The sequence below is a fragment of the Clostridium sp. Marseille-Q2269 genome (assembly GCF_943736985.1).
GTDB lineage: Bacteria > Bacillota > Clostridia > Clostridiales > Clostridiaceae > Clostridium_F.
The window spans coordinates 12,428-30,209 of the sequence record NZ_CALSFS010000008.1 but is presented as its reverse complement, the minus strand read 5'-3'; the positions used below and the strand labels follow the sequence as shown (position 1 = coordinate 30,209).

Below are 17,782 nucleotides of genomic sequence, written 5' to 3'. Positions count from 1 at the left end.
TGGAGGTAAAGATGAGCGATATAAATAGTGTTTTATCAAAAGAATTGAACATATCTATTAAACATATAGATGCAGTTATAGATTTATTAGATCAAGGAAATACAGTTCCTTTTATAGCAAGATATAGAAAAGAAGTAACAGGAGGAATGAGTGACGAAACTCTTAGAGAGCTTTTCGAAAGACTTACATATTTAAGAAATTTAAATTCTAAAAAAGATGATGTTATAAGGCTTATAGAAGAACAGGGAAAACTTACAGATGAGCTAAAAATATGTATAATTAATTGTAAGACTGTTACTGAAGTAGATGACTTATATAGACCTTATAGACCAAAGAGAAGGACAAGAGCCACTATAGCAGAAGGAAAAGGCCTAAAACCATTAGCAAAGGTAATAGTAGGAGGAGAGTTTAAAGAACACATAAAAACATATGCAAGTCAATTTATAGATGAAGAAAAAGAAGTAAATACTATTGAAGATGCATTGCAAGGAGCTATGGATATAATAAGTGAAATTATATCTGATGAAGCGGAATATAGAAAGTGGATAAGAAATTTTGTGTTTAAAGAGGGAGTAATAGAAACAAAGGGAGATAGTAGTGAACCTACTCCTTATGAAATGTACTATGATTATAAAGAAAATGTAAAAAATATTCCCCCTCATAGAATATTAGCTATAAATAGGGGAGAAAAAGAAAAAATATTAGCAGCAAAAATTACTTGTAACGAAGATAAAATAATAGAGTATTTAAAAGGTAGATCCTTAAAAGGAAATAATGAAACAGATGTGTATATAGAAGAGGCTATTAAGGATTCTTTAAAAAGATTAATATATCCATCTATAGAAAGAGAAATAAGAGCTGAGTTAACAGAAAAAGGTGAAGAAGGGGCAATAAAAATATTTAAAGAAAATCTAAAAGCTCTTTTAATGCAAGCACCTATAAAAGACAAAGTAGTTTTAGGATATGATCCAGGTTTTAGAACAGGTTGCAAAATAGCAGTATTAGACGAAACAGGAAAACTGTTAGATACAGCTACAGTTTATGCTACAGCGCCACAAAATGATGTGGAAGGATCTATAAAAATATTAAAAGGATTAATCTATAAATATGATGTAGATGTAATATCTTTAGGAAATGGAACAGCTAGTAGAGAATCGGAAGAAGTTATATCAAAAATGCTTAAAGAAATAAAAGAAGAAAAAGGTAAAGACATATATTATGTTATAGTATCCGAAGCAGGAGCTTCTGTTTATTCTGCATCAAAATTAGCTACAGAAGAATATCCACATATAAATGTTTCTTTAAGAGGTGCTATATCTATAGGTAGAAGACTTCAAGATCCCTTAGCAGAGCTTGTAAAAATAGATCCTAAATCTATAGGGGTAGGTCAATATCAGCATGATGTATCTCAAAAGAAATTAGACGAATCATTAAAAGGAGTAGTAGAGGATTGTGTTAATGCTGTAGGTGTAGATTTAAATACTGCAACTCCATCTCTTTTATCATATATTTCAGGAATTAATAGTTCTATAGCTAAAAATATAGTAGCTTATAGAGAAGAAGTAGGAAAATTTAAGAATAGAAAAGAATTATTAAAGGTTAAAAGATTAGGTCAAAAAGCATTTGAACAATGTGCAGGATTTCTTCGAGTTATGGAAAGTAAAGAACCTTTAGATAATACAGGAGTACATCCAGAATCATATGAAGGAACTAAGAAATTTTTAAGTCTATTGGAATATGATCTAGAATATATTAAAAATAATAAATTACAGGATATAGATAGCAGAGTTAATACTGAGGGAATAGATGTTATATGCCAAAAAATAGATATAGGTAAACCTACTTTATTAGATATTATTAAAGAAATAAAAAAACCAGGTAGGGATCCAAGAGAAGATTTACCAAAGCCTATATTAAAGACTGGTGTAGTAGATATAGCTCAATTGAAACCAGATATGGTTTTAATGGGAACAGTTAGAAATGTAGCAGACTTTGGAGCTTTCGTGGATATAGGAGTCCACCAAGATGGTTTAGTACATATAAGTCAACTTTCAGATAGCTTTGTAAAGCATCCATTAGATATTGTAAAAGTAGGAGACATAGTAGAAGTTAGAATATTAGAAGTAGACCAAAAGAGAAACAGAATTTCTTTAAGTATGAAAAAATAAATAATTTTATAATATGGATATTGAATTAAAATTATTAATAGTATATAATAAAAACACATAAAATTAATATTTATATCTTCAGGGCGGGGCGAAATTCCCCACCGGCGGTAAAGCCCGCGAGCCTTTTATAGGCATGATTCGGTTAGATTCCGAAGCCGACAGTAAAGTCTGGATGAAAGAAGATTACAATTGTAGTTATGATTACAAAGCCCTGATATTATTTATCAGGGCTTTTATTTTACAATTGTATAGTTCTTGAAGGGATACAAAATGGAGGGATAATATGAAAAACGGTAAATTGAACAAGTTGGTGAAGATATCCTTACTAGGAACTATAGGATTTTTGCTTATGTTTATAGAAATTCCAATACCTATATTCCCAGATTTTCTAAAGATTGATATAAGCGATATTCCAGCATTATTAGGTGGTTTTGCTTTAGGTCCTGTGGCAGGTATATTAATAGAACTTATGAAAAATATACTACATGGTATATTTAAAGGAAGTACAGTTTTCATAGGAGAAACTGCAAATTTTTTAGTGGGATCTGTTTTAGTAGGTATTTCAGCATATATTTATAAGAAAGATAAGAGTAAAAAAGGTGCAATATTAGGATTAATAATAGGAACAATATGCATGTCTGTAGTGGCAGGAATATTAAATTATTATGTTCTTTTACCATTATATGAAAAAGCATTAAATTTTCCAATAAAAGCGGTAGTAGCATTAGGTAATAAGTTAAATTCTAAAATAGTGGATTTAAAGAGTTTTATATTTTGGTCCATAATTCCATTTAATTTACTTAAAGGAGCTATAATATCTTTAATAACTCAAGTTATATATAAAAGCGTATCTCCTATATTGCGGGATTAAAAATAAAATGTAAGTATTATAACAACTGATTAAATAGTTATTTACCTATTTAATCAGTATTTTTTATACAGAAAAATAATGATTTTATTTAATAATATAGGATTTTAAATTATATTTAGAAGTTTTAATCATAGAGGAATATAATAATACTCTTTTTTAGTTTGTTTAGTAAATATATATGTAGTACGATAATAGATAATAAAGTATGTAAATATAATTCGTGTAGTAAGTCTATGCAAGATATTATAAGAGGTGATATTAATATGCCAGGCATTTTAAATATAAATAATGTTTATAATAGTAATACAAAAAAAATATCTAGTAAGCTTTCTTTTGAAATAGATGAGATTTTTGCTGCAAGGGTAATTGGGCAAGGGGAGAGCCAAGGAGAAGCAATATTAAAATTAATAGATGGATGGCAGTTTAAGGCTTCTATTGAAGACTTAAAAGGAATGCTACCTAATGGGCTGCTTAAATTTAAAGTTTTAGGCTTTGAAGAAGGGAAGCTAGTTTTAAAATTTTTAGAAGGTAATTTAGTAGAGGAGCAACAAAAACAGCAAAATTCTATAGAGAATTTATTGCTCAAAGAAAACATAAAACTAAATAAAGAAGAATATCCCTTATTGGAGAAAATGATAAAGCATAATATGCCTTTAACCAAAGATAATATATTAAAAATTATAAATTTGTCTAACTTTATGGAAAAATTAAAAAGTAATTCTGAAGAAGGAGATGCCTTTATACAAAACTATATAAAAGGTAAAGGAATAGATCTTCAAAGTGCTAAAGGACAACAAATAAGTAATATATTAAAAGGGCTATTTAACCAATTAGAAAGCTTAACACAAGAAGACTTATTTGTATTATTAGAAACTAATGTAGATCTTACGGAGGAAAACATAAAGGCTTTTAGGGAAGTTTTTAAAGAATCTAGTATTTATAATAAAATAAACAATATGGATAAAGAATTAAATAAATCTGCCATAAACAATAAAGAAATGTCTGTAGTAACAAATGCATCTAATGGAGATAATATTATAGGGGAAGAAGCACAATCAAAAGAAATAAAAAATTTTAATAATAGTACTGAAAATGATATAAATAATGAATTGGTATCTACTTTTAAAAAATTTATAGCCACAGGAAAACAAGAGAATATAAATTTGGTAAGAGATTTATTGTTAAAAGAGAAAGATTTAAATGGAATATTAAAAAATTTTACTAAAGAAGAGCAAGACATACTAGGATTAAAAGTAAAGTTAGAAAATACTGAAGTAATGGATAAAACTCTAGTTAATGAAACTACAAAAAATGTTAAAACAAAATCAATAGAAATGGCATCCAACAAAGTACAAATAGATTCTTCAGATATAAAAGAACAAATAAATATAAAGACAAATGAGATAAAAAATATAGCTAAAAACCTGATGGAAATGTTAAAACATAGCAATAATTCATCCTATGATAAAATAATGGGAACATTAAAAAATAATATAAATAATTTTAAAATGTTTAATACCATATCTAATGAATACTATTATCTAGATTTACCTTTAAATTTTAAAGAAAATCAGTGTGATTGTAAAATTATAATAAAGGATGAAAGAGGTAAAGGGAAAAAGATAGACTCTAGTAATGTAAAGATAGCTACATCTATAGCTACGGCTAATATGGACATAGTGGATGCTTATATAACTCTTAAAAATAGTAATATGGAGATAAACATAAAAACTATGAAAGAATGGGTAGGTTTATTAAATAAAGGGAAAAATAAACTTATAGAAGATATGGGCAGTATAGGGTATAATATTTTTGTAAAAGTAGAGCAAAAAGTAGATATTTTCAATATATCAAATTGTAGAGAATTTTTTAGTGATAACAATTTAAATGCTATTGATATTAAAGCATAATAAAAGATTGGGTGATTATTGTGAATGAAAGAAAGAAGGTTGCAGCTTTAAAATATGAAGAAAGTTACACATCTCCAGTGGTTACTGCTGCTGGTATGGGATATGTAGCAGATAAAATTTTAGAAAAAGCCACACAAGAAAAGGTACCTATAGTTTATGATAAAGAATTGGCAAATCTTTTAACTAATGTAGATATAGGAGATTCCATACCCTACGAATTATATGATGCAGTAGCAAAAGTAATAGCATATGTTATGGAAATAGATGAAAGAATAAAATAATAGAGGTGATAGGGTGAGCTTATATGCAATATCAGATTTACATTTAGCTTTTAATGAAGATAAGCCTATGGATATATTCGGAGATAGATGGTTTATGCATCATGAAAGAATAAAAGAAAACTGGGAAACTAAAATAACAGAAAAGGATACAATTCTTATTGCAGGAGATATTTCTTGGTCCATGAAAATGGAAGATGGACTGCAGGATTTGGAATGGATTCATAATTTAAAAGGAAGAAAAATTCTAATAAAGGGTAATCATGATTATTGGTGGAGTTCCATAACTAAATTGAATAAATTGTATGAAGATATGAATTTTATACAAAACAATTTTTTTGTATATGAGGATTATGCTATATGTGGAACAAGGGGATGGATTCCTAAACCATCAGATAATTTTACAATTCATGATGAAAAGATATATAGAAGAGAACTTATAAGACTAAGATTATCACTAGACTCGGCAAAAAAATCAGGGATAAAAAAATTTATAGTAATGTTACATTATCCTGCTACTAATGATAAATTTCAGGATTCACCTATAACTGAGCTTTTAAAGGAATATAAGGTAGATAAAGTTATATATGGACATTTACATGGAATAAGCACAACAAGATCATTAGAAGGGCTGAGAGATGGAACAGAATACTATTTAACTTCCTGTGACCATATAAATTTTGATCCCGTAAAGATAGTTTAAATTTACGGGATTTATAATGGGCAAATAAAGAAACATTGTATATTATTATATAATATTTCTTTATTTCAGGGACTATTAAACATATAATTTAGAAGAGACAATATATATTTTATGAATATAGGGTCCATTCATAAATTCTATAGAAATATTTCTATAGAATTTTTATTTTCTTTAAAATTTAGTAAAGATTGTCTCCTTCTTTTTTTTATTATTAAGTTTATCATTTTTGTTGTATGTAGATTCTTCAGAAGTTATATGTATTTTGTTCATTTCTTCTTTTATAAGATCCTTTTGATCTCTAGCTAAGTTTTTTAACCTACTAGAAATTCCATGAGCAGTTATAACGTTACTAAACCAACGTAAAGCTTCTTCACTACTGCCTGTTCTTCGCATTAATTCTGCAACTAAATAGGTGGTAGTATATCTATCCATACCATATATGGGGAAATCCTCTAAAAAATAGGATTCTTTAAGACAACCTAAAGCTTCATTTAAAAATAAATTTTCTTTATCATAATTATTTTTTAGTCTATACATCCAAGCTAATTTTAAACAATTAAAGCCTTTTTTGCTTGAAGGAGATTCAAGAACTACATAATTTAACAAAGATAATTTAAATCTTTCAATTGCTATATCTACATTATATATTTCAGGATATTCTCTAGGTATCCAATTTTCTGTTATTCCTTCTTTTACAGAATCTATTTGAAAGTTTTTTATACTATTAAAATCTTTTTTCATAGCTGCATAACCACATTCATTACAAATCCAAACATCATAAAAATAAGGATTTATAATAGAATATCTTATAAAAAGATCAGAGTCTTTTTTTAAAATTCTATAAGAAGAGGTCTTTACAGCTTTCGCCATGAATACATTACCACATACAGGGCAGGTGACTTTTCTTTCATATAGAAGTGACTTTTCTTTTAACCATTCAGGGCTATTTTCCTTATATATCTTCCAATCATTAGCATTATCTTCATGCGATTCACAGTAATCCAAAATTATCACCTTCATTTTCCCATTCATATCTGATATTATAATTATATCAAATACTATAATTATAATATTATATATAATTATAATATCAAAATAATATATAATAGCAATATATTACTTGGAATTATTTATGAATTTTAAAGCACATATTGAAAAGGGTGAATGACATGGCATTAGGTGAATGGAAAACTTTTTTGATACCATACAAGCAAGCAGTAGAAGAACTCAAGGTTAAATTTAGAAGCATAAGAAAAGAATATAGAGAAGAAAATGAATATTCCCCTATAGAATTTGTTACGGGAAGAGTAAAAGAAATTTCTAGTATTTTAGAAAAAGCAAACAAATTTAATATACCACTAGATAGAATCTCTTATGAAATGGAAGATATATCTGGTATAAGAATAATGTGCCAATTTACTAGCGATATAGAAAGAGTAGTAGAACTAGTAAGGCAAAGAAAAGATATGAACATAATATATGAAAAAGATTATGTAACTAATGTAAAAAACAGCGGTTATAGAAGTTACCATATGATTATAAAATATCCGGTTAGCATGGCAGAAGGGGAAAAGGATATTTTAGCAGAACTTCAAATAAGAACATTAGCTATGAACTTTTGGGCTACTATAGAACATTCATTAAATTATAAATACAAACATCAAATACCTGAAGATATAAAGTTAAAACTTAAATCAGCTGCAGATGCCGCTTTCAACTTAGATGAACTAATGATGGAAATAAAAGATGAAATAAAAGACGCCCAAAAGCTTTTTGAGGTAAAATCAAGTTTAGTATCTTACATAATGGATAATATTTTAATTTTACAATCTATGGGTAAGATTATAGATTCAAATAGGTATCAGGCCCAATTAAATAAGCTTATAGAAGAAGGGGAAGTATTTGAATTAAATAGTCTTTTAAAATCTACAGAAAAAACTATAGAAATGTATAAATAATATGACTTACTAATATAGGTTAATGATTTACTAGTAAAATTATATATTAATTTTTTAGAATATAAATAGTAAAAACAAATAAGGATTTAATAAAATTAAAGGTGAGTTATAAGTATAACTCACCTTTAAAAATTATAAAATTTTATATTATTTTGCAACTATATTAACTAATCTATTTTTTATTACTATAACTTTTTTTATTTCTTTATCACCTATAGCATTCTTGATATCTTGATTATTCAACGATTCTTCTTTTATTTCATTTTCCGATGAGCTAGTTGATATATTTATTTTAGCTTTTATTTTACCATTTACTTGTATAGCTATTTCAACTTCATCTTTTATTAAAGCTTTAGTATCAAATTCAGGCCAACTTTCATTGAAAACAGAAGAATTTAGCCCTAAAAGTTCCCATTGTTCTTCAGCAAAATGAGGAGCAAAAGGGGCCAATAGTCTTATAAAGTCAATTATACTTTCTTTTAAGAATGAAGCATTTTTAATAGTATCATTGCCTAAATATTTGGATAGGCTGTTTGTGAATTCCATTAGTCTAGCTATAGAAGTATTAAATTGCATTTTATCAATATCTTCAGTTATAGATTTAATACTATGATGTCTTACGTAATTTAATTCTTTTTCATCTTTATCAGTAGTAGATTTATTATTTTTACTATTTTTTATTTCTTCTATAGAATTTTCCAATATTCTTTCTACTCTATCTACAAATCTTCCAATAGATTTTATAGCATCGTCACTCCAAGCTCCACCTTCTGTATAATCAAATCCAAACATTAGGTACATTCTAAACACATCTGCTCCAAATTCACTTATATAATCATCAGGAGATATAGTATTTCCTTTAGATTTACTCATTTTTAAACCGTCAGGCCCTAGTATTAAGCCTTGATGAGTAAGAGATAAGAATGGTTCATCAAAGTTTAGATATCCCATGTCTCTTAATGCTTTAGTTATAAATCTAGCATATAAAAGATGCATACAAGCATGTTCTGGACCACCAACATATTTATCCACTGGAAGTAGTTTATTTATTAACTCAGAATTAAATGGTTCTTCTGAATTATTATTATCTGGATATCTTAAATAATACCAAGAGGAACATACAAAGGTGTCTAGTGTATCTGCTTCTCTTCTTGCGGGTCCACCACATTTTGGACAAGTTGTATTTATAAATTCATCACATTTCCCTAAAGGTGATTTACCATCTGGAGAAAATTCTACATTATAAGGTAGTTCTACAGGAAGTTGTGCTATTGGAACTTCTACTGCACCGCATTTTTCACAGTAAATTATAGGAATAGGTGCACCCCAATATCTTTGTCTTGATATAAGCCAATCTCTTAATCTATAGTTTATTTTTTTTCTACCAAGATTCATAGATTCTAGTTTTGATATTACAGCTTCTTTACCCTTATCTACAGATAATCCATTAAATTCTCCACTATTTATTATCTTACCGTATTCTGTATAAGGAAGAGAATTGCCACCCTCTATAACTCTTTCCATAGGAAGGTTGTATTTAGTAGCAAAAGCAAAGTCTCTTTCATCATGAGCAGGAACCGCCATTACACAACCAGTTCCATAGGTATTTAAGACATAATCTCCTATCCATATAGGAACTTTTTTACCGTTTATAGGGTTTATAGCATATGAGCCTGAGAATACACCAGTTTTTTCCCGAGTTATAGATTGTCTTTCTATATCAGATTGATTTGTAGCTTGATCTTTATATACTTCAACTTCAGCTTTATTTTCTGATGTAGTCAATTTATCCACTAATTCATTCTCTGGAGCTAAAACTACATAAGTAACTCCAAATAATGTATCTACCCTTGTAGTAAATACATTAAAGCTTAAGTCTGAATCTAATACGTTAAATGTAACTTCAGCACCTACAGATTTACCGATCCAGTGTTTTTGCATAGATTTAGTTTTTTCAGGCCAATCTAAATCATCAAGTTTTTCTAACAATTCATCTGCATAGTCAGTTATTTTTAAGAACCATTGTTCTAGATTTTTTTTGTCAACATTACTATCGCATCTTTCACATTTTCCGTCTATAACTTGTTCGTTAGCAAGAACAGTATTGCAACTTGGGCACCAATTAACAGGAGCCTTCTTTTTATAAGCCAATCCTTTTTCGTATAGTTTTAAAAATACCCATTGAGTCCATTTATAGTAGTCTGGTGAGCAAGTTATAACTTCATTTTCCCAGTTAAACATAGCACCCATAGCTTTTAATTGTTGTTCCATAGTTTCTATATTTTTAAATGTAGAATCCTTTGGATGTATACCTGTTTTTATTGCATAGTTTTCAGCTGGAAGACCGAAAGCATCAAAGCCCATAGGTTGGAATACATTATAACCTTGCATTCTTTTAAACCTTGCCCAAGAATCTACAGGGCCATAGTTAAACCAGTGTCCTGCATGTAATTTACTTCCTGATGGATAAGAAAACATTTCAAGTACATATAATTTTTTATCTAAATTTTCATTATTAAATTTGTATAAAGAATCTTCATTCCATCTTGTTTGCCATTTTTTATCAATTTTAGTACTATAGTTTCCCATAATAATCCTCCTATCTATTTTATAAATTATTATTTACAATTTAAGTTATAATCAAATAAATTTTGTATAATCTATTTAATTATAAATAAAAAACCTCTCATCTCTTATAGAGACGAAAGGTTATTCGCGGTACCACTCTAATTAAATCTATAAAAAATAGATTTCTCTTATAAAAATAACGGTTTTACCCGTGTCTGTTTTTAACAGACAAGCTCCTAGGCAAGTTCATATTTTTCTATACTGTTTTCCACCAACCAACAGTTCTCTTTGTAATAGAAGAAATATTACTACTCCTGTTCAATACTTTTAATATTAAGTTATACTCAATTGTATATTATGATACATATATTGTCAAGGGATTACTAAATATATATTTTAATCAATATTCTAGAGGATATGGCCATGAATTCAAACCACCTAAAACATATATATTAGTAAAACCTAGTGAGTCCAATAAAGTTGATGCTTTTCTAGCTCTAGAACCGGTATTACAGTAAATAATTATTTTAGTATGTTTATTTATATTTTTAGACATAACTGTATTTTTAATATCATCTAATGGAATGTTTAAGCTCTTAGGTATATGTCCATCACTAAATTCTTTAGGAGTTCTCACATCTATTATTAAGTTGGTAGAGGATGGAGTTGATGTTATTTGCTTTACTTCCTCGGCAAAAATATCTTTATAAGCTTTAGCATTATATACCGGTATTACTAAGATACTTGTAAGTAATATTACAAATATAGAATAAAATAAAAATTTCTTTTTAATTTTATAATTCAATTTATACACCTCACTTAAAACTCATATATATATATATTTTGTACAAATGAAGTATATTTTATTAACATAAAAAAGAGTTCTTAAAAAGAACTCTTCTGGCTGCCCATGCTGGATTCGAACCAACAAATGCCTGCTCCAGAGGCAGGTGCCTTACCATTTGGCGAATGGGCAATAAATATATTAACAAAATTTATTATAACAAATTGAGCAATTTTGTCAATATATTAACCCTTTATATTTTTAATAAAGTGTTTATCAATATAAAATATAAAGAGTGTTAGAATATAATCAAATACAATAAAGGCTATTTCAGCTGCAATAAAATAGAAAAATATATATGTGGTTACCATAGGAATACCTTTAAAAAATAGTCTATATATATAAAATAAAATTCCTAAGCATATGTTAAAATATAAAAATTTTAATATTATTTCTATATATATTTTATTTAATTTTTCTATATAATATTTAATTAGACCATATAATCCGAAAAATATTATATAAAGTAGTACAGGAGGTCTACTTATACCTACTACTATAGAACATAAAATTGATGTGGATAAATACACTAAAAATCCATTTTTAGCATTTGTACTTACTATGGCTATAGGGATAATAGCAGAAGCAGTAGCTAATAAAGACAGTTTGTTTACAGGCAATATAGTGCTTAAATAAATAAGTAAAAATCCTATAGCCGTAAATATACCCCCTTTAGCTATATTTGAAGATTTTAAGTGGGTAGTTTTCATAAACTATCATCTCCCCCAATTATTTTAACAACAACTAATAAAATCTCCGCCACAACATTCACAACAACAGTCCATACAGTAAAGGGTACCGCAAATCCTACACATATCAGGATCACTTCTTCTTTCAGAATAATAAGGTTTTCTATAAGAATTATTATTTCTATTCATTTTATTTAAGGCATCTTTATATTCAAAATTCGAAGGATCTAGGTTATAGGCATTATTAAAGTAATTATGAGCTACATCATACCATCCTTTGGAATAGTTTACCCGGCCCATAAGATAATACCATTCTGCATTTCTTACATTGATACTATTTAATTTTTGTTCAGCAGAGGATATATTACCCCTATCTATATCTGCTCTTATAGAAGCATAGTTATTGGAACCGTAGCTATTAGAATTGTAATTTTGAGAACTATGATTTTTCATTAAATAATCATAAGCCTCATTAATTTCTCTCATTTTTTGTTCAGCTAAATCTCTAAGTGGATTGTTGCCATATTGATCAGGATGGTATTTCTTAGCTAATTTTCTATAAGCGTGTTGTATTTCTTCTTTAGAAGCATTTTTATTTACTCCTAATATTTCATAGGGATTCATTCTCTAAATTCACTCCTTTTAATACTCTTTCCATTTTTTCCATTAACCCAAATTGTAAAATATTATATAATAAACCCTTATTTTTTACAATAGGAATAGCGTTAAAATTATTTAAACAGGCACTAGCACAGTTTACTAGTAAAAAATCTATTTTGTCTTTTATAGTGCCTTTAAATTCTTTATAATTTAAATTATTTTTATTGTACACATTATTTATAACATTAAATTTTTTTTGATTCATGTCTTTTTCTAGATCATCAAAAGCATCAATTATATAGATCCATTTTCCTAGATTATATCCTAACCAGTAAAGATTTTCTTTGAAATTAAAATCCTTATAGGAAGATAATATATATCCAGTTAAATGAGCAAAGTGATGAGAAATTTCATCAATGCTTTTATCTTTATAATTTTTTTCAGATACATATAAACTTTTTAAAGAATTATCCACACTGTGGATATGTTTTTTATATAAATTTTTATTTTTGTGTATATATTTTTTCAAAAATTTAGATGATATATTGCTTTTTATAGAACCATCATCCTCTACATTATCTAAAAGTTTATAATAACTTAAAGCTACATTAAAAAAAGCTGCATATTTTATAGCTTCGTTGTTAGTTATAATAACTTTTTTCTTCACAGGGTGAACAATGCAATGTTCTTTTACAAATATATTTTTATTATTTTCTAAGGAATCCAATAATATTGCCAAAAATGTCATGTCATAATTTATAGTTACTCTAGGCAGTTCACCATAATCTCTTTTTATAGTTTTGCATAATCCGCAATAATAAGCTCTAAATTTTTCATATTCTTTTATTTTAAGTTCCATTTTACAAGGGGTAACGTATCCAAACATATTTTTATTTTACCTTTTCTTCTTTTAGTATGTCATATATAGTTTTTGAAGTAGTGTCATCCATGGAATAACCTAATAATTGTACTAGGTTCTTTAATTCATCTTCATTGTCAGATTCAAGTTCTATGTAAGGGAAAGGGCAAAAACATGGATCGTTAATATCTATTTCCACTAATGTATTGTCATATTTATAGCTTTCTCTAAATTTTGATATAGATTCTACCAATTTTAATCCTAAGGCATTAAAAATATTTTCACCTTCTTTAGAATCTAATATTTCAGTTTCATTTTCTTCCATGATTTTATATTTTTCTTGACTTATAAGTTTTTTTACAGTCATATAATAATGTTCTTCCTTTTTAATAAGATCTTTTATATATCTAATTCTTGCATATCCCTTATTTTTTATTAATTCTTTGTTGGGGAAATCATATATTTTATTAATTTGATTTTCTTCTTTAACCTTACAGCACCTAAATTAAATAATTTATTTCTAATTTCATCTACATTTATTTTTATTATTCTAGTTTCTATTTCTTTCAATAAAATCACTCCTAATAGGTATATAAGTAAATTGATTATAGCATGTTATTAAGTTTATATTATTATTGTACCATAATAGTTATAAAAACAATTTAGTACCATCTTAAATTTATATTAAAAATTATGGTAAATTAAATTGTTCTTAATTTTAGTGTAATGTTTTATAGATATAAAATATTTTTATGTTATTATATAATAATGTGTTTTGAAAAAAATAAAGTTTTTATGGTAACATATTGGTTATAGAATTTTGAATTTGTTTAAACTTTGAAATATAATGTATATATGTTAAATGATGTAAGTAAGGAGTGTTATTTTTGGAATATATAAAAGAAGTTAATATTAATGAAGCTATAATACATATACTAGATAATAACAGTGAAGAACCTGTATTAAATGAATATAAATTAAGATTAGATGATGAAATATATAAATTTATATTAAAGCATGTTGATAGATGTTTAAAAGATGAAGAGTTAAAATATGCTGTATTTAATCAGGAAAGAAATATAGTAAAAGAACTTTCTCAAGAATATTTAAATGGTCAAAATGATCTATTAAATGTCTCTAAAGAGTTAGCTAGGCAGCTTTTTATATTGATGAAAGGCAATGATAATATAGCATCTTGTGATTTGATGATAGTTTCTATATCTACAGAATATGGACCAATGCTTGCCATATTAAAGATGGATTATGTTAAAAATTATATTCATGTAGTGGATATGGTTGAAGATAAAATTGGTATAGACATAGTTCCAGAATTCACAGGATTGCCTGCTAGTGCTCAAAAAATACAGAAGTGTGCATTTATAAAACCTATAAGAGAAGGACAAGAGTTTAATTTAATGGTTATAGATAAACAAAAAAAATCTAAAGATAGTGAAGAATATGGATCAAACTATTTTATAAGTAAATACTTAGGCTGCAGGATAGTAGAAAATGAAAGAGATGCTACAAAGAATTTTGTTAAAGCTACAGAAGAGTGGGCTAAATCTAATTTAAATGAAAATGCAGATACATCAGAAAAAATAATAAGAACAGTAAATAAGCTATTAAAGGAAGAAGATACTATAGATGTAAAAGAAGTTTCTAATGATATTTTTGGAGAGAATCCTGATGCTAAATTAAACTACGAAGGGTTTATTTCACAACAGGGAGTAAAAGAAAAAGTGCCTGTAGACAAGGAATGGGTAGATAAAAAATTTAAAAGGATAAGGGTAAAGGTAGATAAGGATATCGACTTATACATAGATGAAGAATCTTATCATGATGAATCAAGATTTGAAGTAAGGAGAGTAGGAGATGGTTCTGTAAATATCGTAATTAAAAATGTGTATAATTATATGCAAAAATAATTTGCATAATATATCATTTGAACATACAGAATAAAATATAAAATAAATAACAGAGAATAGAAAGTAGATAGATTTTAATCTATCTACTTTCTATGAATTAAATTTATTATTTTAAAGAATCAGTTGAACCTAAAACGTCTTTTATTTTATCTTCAACGATTTTTTCAATTCTCTTTCTACCTTCACCTAAGTATTTTCTTGGATCAAATTGTTTTGGATCTTCAGAAAGAACTTTTCTTATACCAGCTGTCATACCTAATCTTAAATCTGTATCCATGTTTATTTTACATACAGCCATTGAAGATGCTTTTCTAAGCATATCAGAAGGAACTCCTTTAGCTCCGTTGATAGCTCCACCATATTTGTTGCAAGTTTCAACAGATTCTGGATCTACAGAAGATGCTCCGTGAAGAACTATTGGGAATCCAGGTAATTTTGTTTGGATTTCTTCTAATATATCAAATCTTAATTGAGCTTCTCCAGCAAATTTGTAAGCACCGTGGCTTGTTCCTATAGCTATTGCTAAAGAATCAACACCTGTTCTGTTTACGAAATCTACTGCTTGTTCTGGATCAGTGTAGATATGTACGTCGCTTTTTACGTCATCTTCTACTCCTGCTAATACTCCTAATTCAGCTTCAACTACAACTCCACGAGCGTGAGCATATTCTACTACTTCTTTAGTTTTAGCTACATTTTCTTCATAATCATAATGAGAACCATCAAACATTACAGAAGTAAATCCACTTTCTATAGCTAATTTTACAGCATCAAAATCTGGACCATGATCTAAGTGTAGAGCTAAATCTATTCCAGTTTCAGCTATAGCTGCGTCTACCATTGCTTTTAAGTATTTAGGACCTGCATATTTTAAAGCACCTGTAGATACTTGAAGTATAACAGCTGAGTTTGCAGCTTTAGCAGAGTTTACAACTCCTTGTAATATTTCCATATTGTTAATGTTGAATGCACCTATAGCATATTTGCCTTCATAAGCTTTCTTAAACATTTCTTTAGTTGTTACTAATGCCATTTAATATTCCACCTTCCAAAATAAATTTAAAATAAATACATAGGGACTTATATAGTCCCTATGGGACTTTTATTTATTAACCATAATTATATTATAGATTATTACTCAAATATTTTCCACAGTTTAATTATAATTCATTTATATATTTTTTAAAAGTGCAGCAAACCAATTGTGAGTGATATATATAATATTAGCATATACTTATAGCCAAAGTTAGAATCATATTATACTATATTCTCTATATTTATTTTTTCCATTAACATAATGTGCTCTAATAAAAATCTGACTATATTAATAGAAGCTAAAGATTCATCTTTGTTCTCAGACTTTACATATTGAGTAAGTTTAGATAATTCGTTGTTTATATTATCTATTTCTGAATGATTTATAACCATAGAAATAACAAAATGATCATTTTTCCAATTATCAAATATTTCTTTGGATTTAGTATATGCTTTTTCCCAGGATTCAGAGGAAATTAAATTTTCTAACTGAGTACATTGATTCATAAAATTTTTACAAGTAGTATTTAGCTTAGAGGAATAGTTTAAAAGTGTAAGAATTAAAATTAAAAATAATACAAATGATGCTATACTTCTCTTGATAATATCACCTACTTATAATTTTATTTTTTTTCATAATATAGACTTCCTTTAGAATTTAAAATAGCTACTAGTATTTCATCATAAGAATTAATATTTTTTTCTTTTAATTTATTTTTTAGCCACTGTTCATCCTTTTTTATTAATTTTAAGTTTCTTTTATTAAGTTTTCCATCTAAAATTAATGTTACAGGTAATTTTTCTTGTGTGGTTTTTATAGATAAATCTTTTTTAGTTGCAGCACATTCTTCAGTTTTAGGAATTATGGATAATTGACCACTAGTCTCTAATATTGCATACTCTATATTTCCTAAATCATAATATCCTTGAAGTCTTAGTTCTTCCATCATATCGTTTATATTAAAGCGTTGATTTTTTAATTCATTGAAATTAATCGTACCATTTTCTATTAATATGCTAGGTTCTCCATTAATTAAGCTTCTTAGTTTTTCACTTTTAAGCTGTAAAAGTGAAAACATATTTTGAAGTATTAAAAGTGTTAATATAGGAACTATTCCATGTAATAATGGTATACGAGAATCCTGCATAGGTAATGATGCTAATTCGGATATCATTATAGTTATGGCTAATTCAAAAGGCTCTAATTCGCCTATTTGTTTTTTTCCCATTAGTCTCATAGATAATATAACTAAAAGGTATAAAATTATAGTTCTAATTAAGACTATAAACATATGTAAACCTCCTTATAATCATATTGTGGCAATTTTCAATAAAAATATGAATAAATATAAGTAACAAAATAGAATAAATTGA

16 protein-coding genes, 1 tRNA gene, 1 pseudogene, 1 riboswitch and 1 other annotated feature are annotated in these 17,782 nt (G+C 27.1%); of the genes and pseudogenes, 7 read left to right on the top strand and 11 right to left on the bottom strand.

The genetic code is table 11. The features are described 5' to 3' along the window. Positions 1-11: 11 nt before the first annotated feature. The 5 genes from NGI68_RS10995 to NGI68_RS10975 all read left to right on the top strand — a co-directional run bounded on the left by NGI68_RS10995 (position 12) and on the right by NGI68_RS10975 (position 5,930). Positions 12-2,168 (top strand): Tex family protein, encoded by a 2,157-nt coding sequence (locus tag NGI68_RS10995; protein ID WP_251861541.1) that lies wholly within the window; start codon positions 12-14, stop codon positions 2,166-2,168. A 70-nt stretch (positions 2,169-2,238) separates the two neighbouring features. Next, positions 2,239-2,356: riboswitch (FMN riboswitch) on the top strand. A 95-nt stretch (positions 2,357-2,451) separates the two neighbouring features. Continuing rightward, positions 2,452-3,039, top strand: coding sequence for an ECF transporter S component (locus NGI68_RS10990; RefSeq protein WP_251861540.1), 588 nt, complete (start codon positions 2,452-2,454; stop codon positions 3,037-3,039). Positions 3,040-3,302: 263 nt separating this feature from the next. Then, the gene (locus NGI68_RS10985) at positions 3,303-4,949 is read left to right on the top strand and encodes a hypothetical protein (protein WP_251861539.1); all 1,647 of its coding nucleotides are present in this window, start codon (positions 3,303-3,305) and stop codon (positions 4,947-4,949) included. 20 nt (positions 4,950-4,969) lie between these two features. Next, positions 4,970-5,230 (top strand): EscU/YscU/HrcU family type III secretion system export apparatus switch protein, encoded by a 261-nt coding sequence (locus tag NGI68_RS10980; protein ID WP_251861538.1) that lies wholly within the window; start codon positions 4,970-4,972, stop codon positions 5,228-5,230. Positions 5,231-5,243: 13 nt separating this feature from the next. Further along, positions 5,244-5,930 (top strand): metallophosphoesterase, encoded by a 687-nt coding sequence (locus NGI68_RS10975; protein WP_251861537.1) that lies wholly within the window; start codon positions 5,244-5,246, stop codon positions 5,928-5,930. A gap of 171 nt (positions 5,931-6,101) precedes the next feature. On the opposite strand, the gene NGI68_RS10970 is transcribed toward NGI68_RS10975, so the two are convergent. After that, complete coding sequence (locus NGI68_RS10970; protein WP_353505386.1) at positions 6,102-6,935, bottom strand: DUF2225 domain-containing protein; 834 nt, start codon at positions 6,933-6,935, stop codon at positions 6,102-6,104. A gap of 164 nt (positions 6,936-7,099) precedes the next feature. Between NGI68_RS10970 and yjbM the strand changes: the two genes are divergently transcribed. After that, entirely contained in the window at positions 7,100-7,888 is a 789-nt protein-coding gene (yjbM, locus tag NGI68_RS10965; protein WP_251861536.1) for a GTP diphosphokinase, read from the top strand. 147 nt (positions 7,889-8,035) lie between these two features. Here yjbM and leuS read toward each other — a convergent pair whose 3' ends face one another. The 7 genes and pseudogenes from leuS to NGI68_RS10930 all read right to left on the bottom strand — a co-directional run bounded on the left by leuS (position 8,036) and on the right by NGI68_RS10930 (position 14,018). Next, positions 8,036-10,477, bottom strand: coding sequence for a leucine--tRNA ligase (gene leuS, locus NGI68_RS10960; RefSeq protein ID WP_251861535.1), 2,442 nt, complete (start codon positions 10,475-10,477; stop codon positions 8,036-8,038). Positions 10,478-10,582: 105 nt separating this feature from the next. After that, positions 10,583-10,787, bottom strand: a binding site (T-box leader). A gap of 69 nt (positions 10,788-10,856) precedes the next feature. Then, the gene (locus tag NGI68_RS10955) at positions 10,857-11,270 is read right to left on the bottom strand and encodes a rhodanese-like domain-containing protein (protein ID WP_251861534.1); all 414 of its coding nucleotides are present in this window, start codon (positions 11,268-11,270) and stop codon (positions 10,857-10,859) included. A gap of 87 nt (positions 11,271-11,357) precedes the next feature. Beyond that, positions 11,358-11,432: transfer RNA gene (locus NGI68_RS10950), tRNA-Gln, on the bottom strand. Positions 11,433-11,485: 53 nt separating this feature from the next. Further along, complete coding sequence (locus NGI68_RS10945) at positions 11,486-12,010, bottom strand: hypothetical protein (protein WP_251861533.1); 525 nt, start codon at positions 12,008-12,010, stop codon at positions 11,486-11,488. 24 nt (positions 12,011-12,034) lie between these two features. Then, complete coding sequence (locus NGI68_RS10940) at positions 12,035-12,613, bottom strand: J domain-containing protein (protein WP_251861532.1); 579 nt, start codon at positions 12,611-12,613, stop codon at positions 12,035-12,037. Then, entirely contained in the window at positions 12,600-13,475 is an 876-nt protein-coding gene (locus NGI68_RS10935; protein WP_251861531.1) for a DUF5685 family protein, read from the bottom strand. The genes NGI68_RS10940 and NGI68_RS10935 overlap by 14 nt, the downstream gene beginning before the upstream one ends. A 4-nt stretch (positions 13,476-13,479) precedes the next feature. After that, positions 13,480-14,018 (bottom strand): annotated as a pseudogene (locus tag NGI68_RS10930) (class IV adenylate cyclase). 317 nt (positions 14,019-14,335) lie between these two features. Here NGI68_RS10930 and NGI68_RS10925 point away from each other — a divergent pair. After that, the gene (locus NGI68_RS10925) at positions 14,336-15,373 is read left to right on the top strand and encodes a nucleoid-associated protein (protein ID WP_251861530.1); all 1,038 of its coding nucleotides are present in this window, start codon (positions 14,336-14,338) and stop codon (positions 15,371-15,373) included. 106 nt (positions 15,374-15,479) lie between these two features. Here NGI68_RS10925 and fba read toward each other — a convergent pair whose 3' ends face one another. The 3 genes from fba to NGI68_RS10910 all read right to left on the bottom strand — a co-directional run bounded on the left by fba (position 15,480) and on the right by NGI68_RS10910 (position 17,700). Further along, positions 15,480-16,406, bottom strand: coding sequence for a class II fructose-1,6-bisphosphate aldolase (fba, locus tag NGI68_RS10920; protein WP_251861529.1), 927 nt, complete (start codon positions 16,404-16,406; stop codon positions 15,480-15,482). A 224-nt stretch (positions 16,407-16,630) separates the two neighbouring features. After that, complete coding sequence (locus tag NGI68_RS10915) at positions 16,631-16,969, bottom strand: DUF4363 family protein (protein WP_286010113.1); 339 nt, start codon at positions 16,967-16,969, stop codon at positions 16,631-16,633. A 62-nt stretch (positions 16,970-17,031) separates the two neighbouring features. Beyond that, positions 17,032-17,700: a DUF421 domain-containing protein gene (locus NGI68_RS10910; RefSeq protein ID WP_251861527.1), complete on the bottom strand. Its 669-nt coding sequence runs from the start codon at positions 17,698-17,700 to the stop codon at positions 17,032-17,034. Between the last annotated feature and the right edge of the window lie 82 nt (positions 17,701-17,782).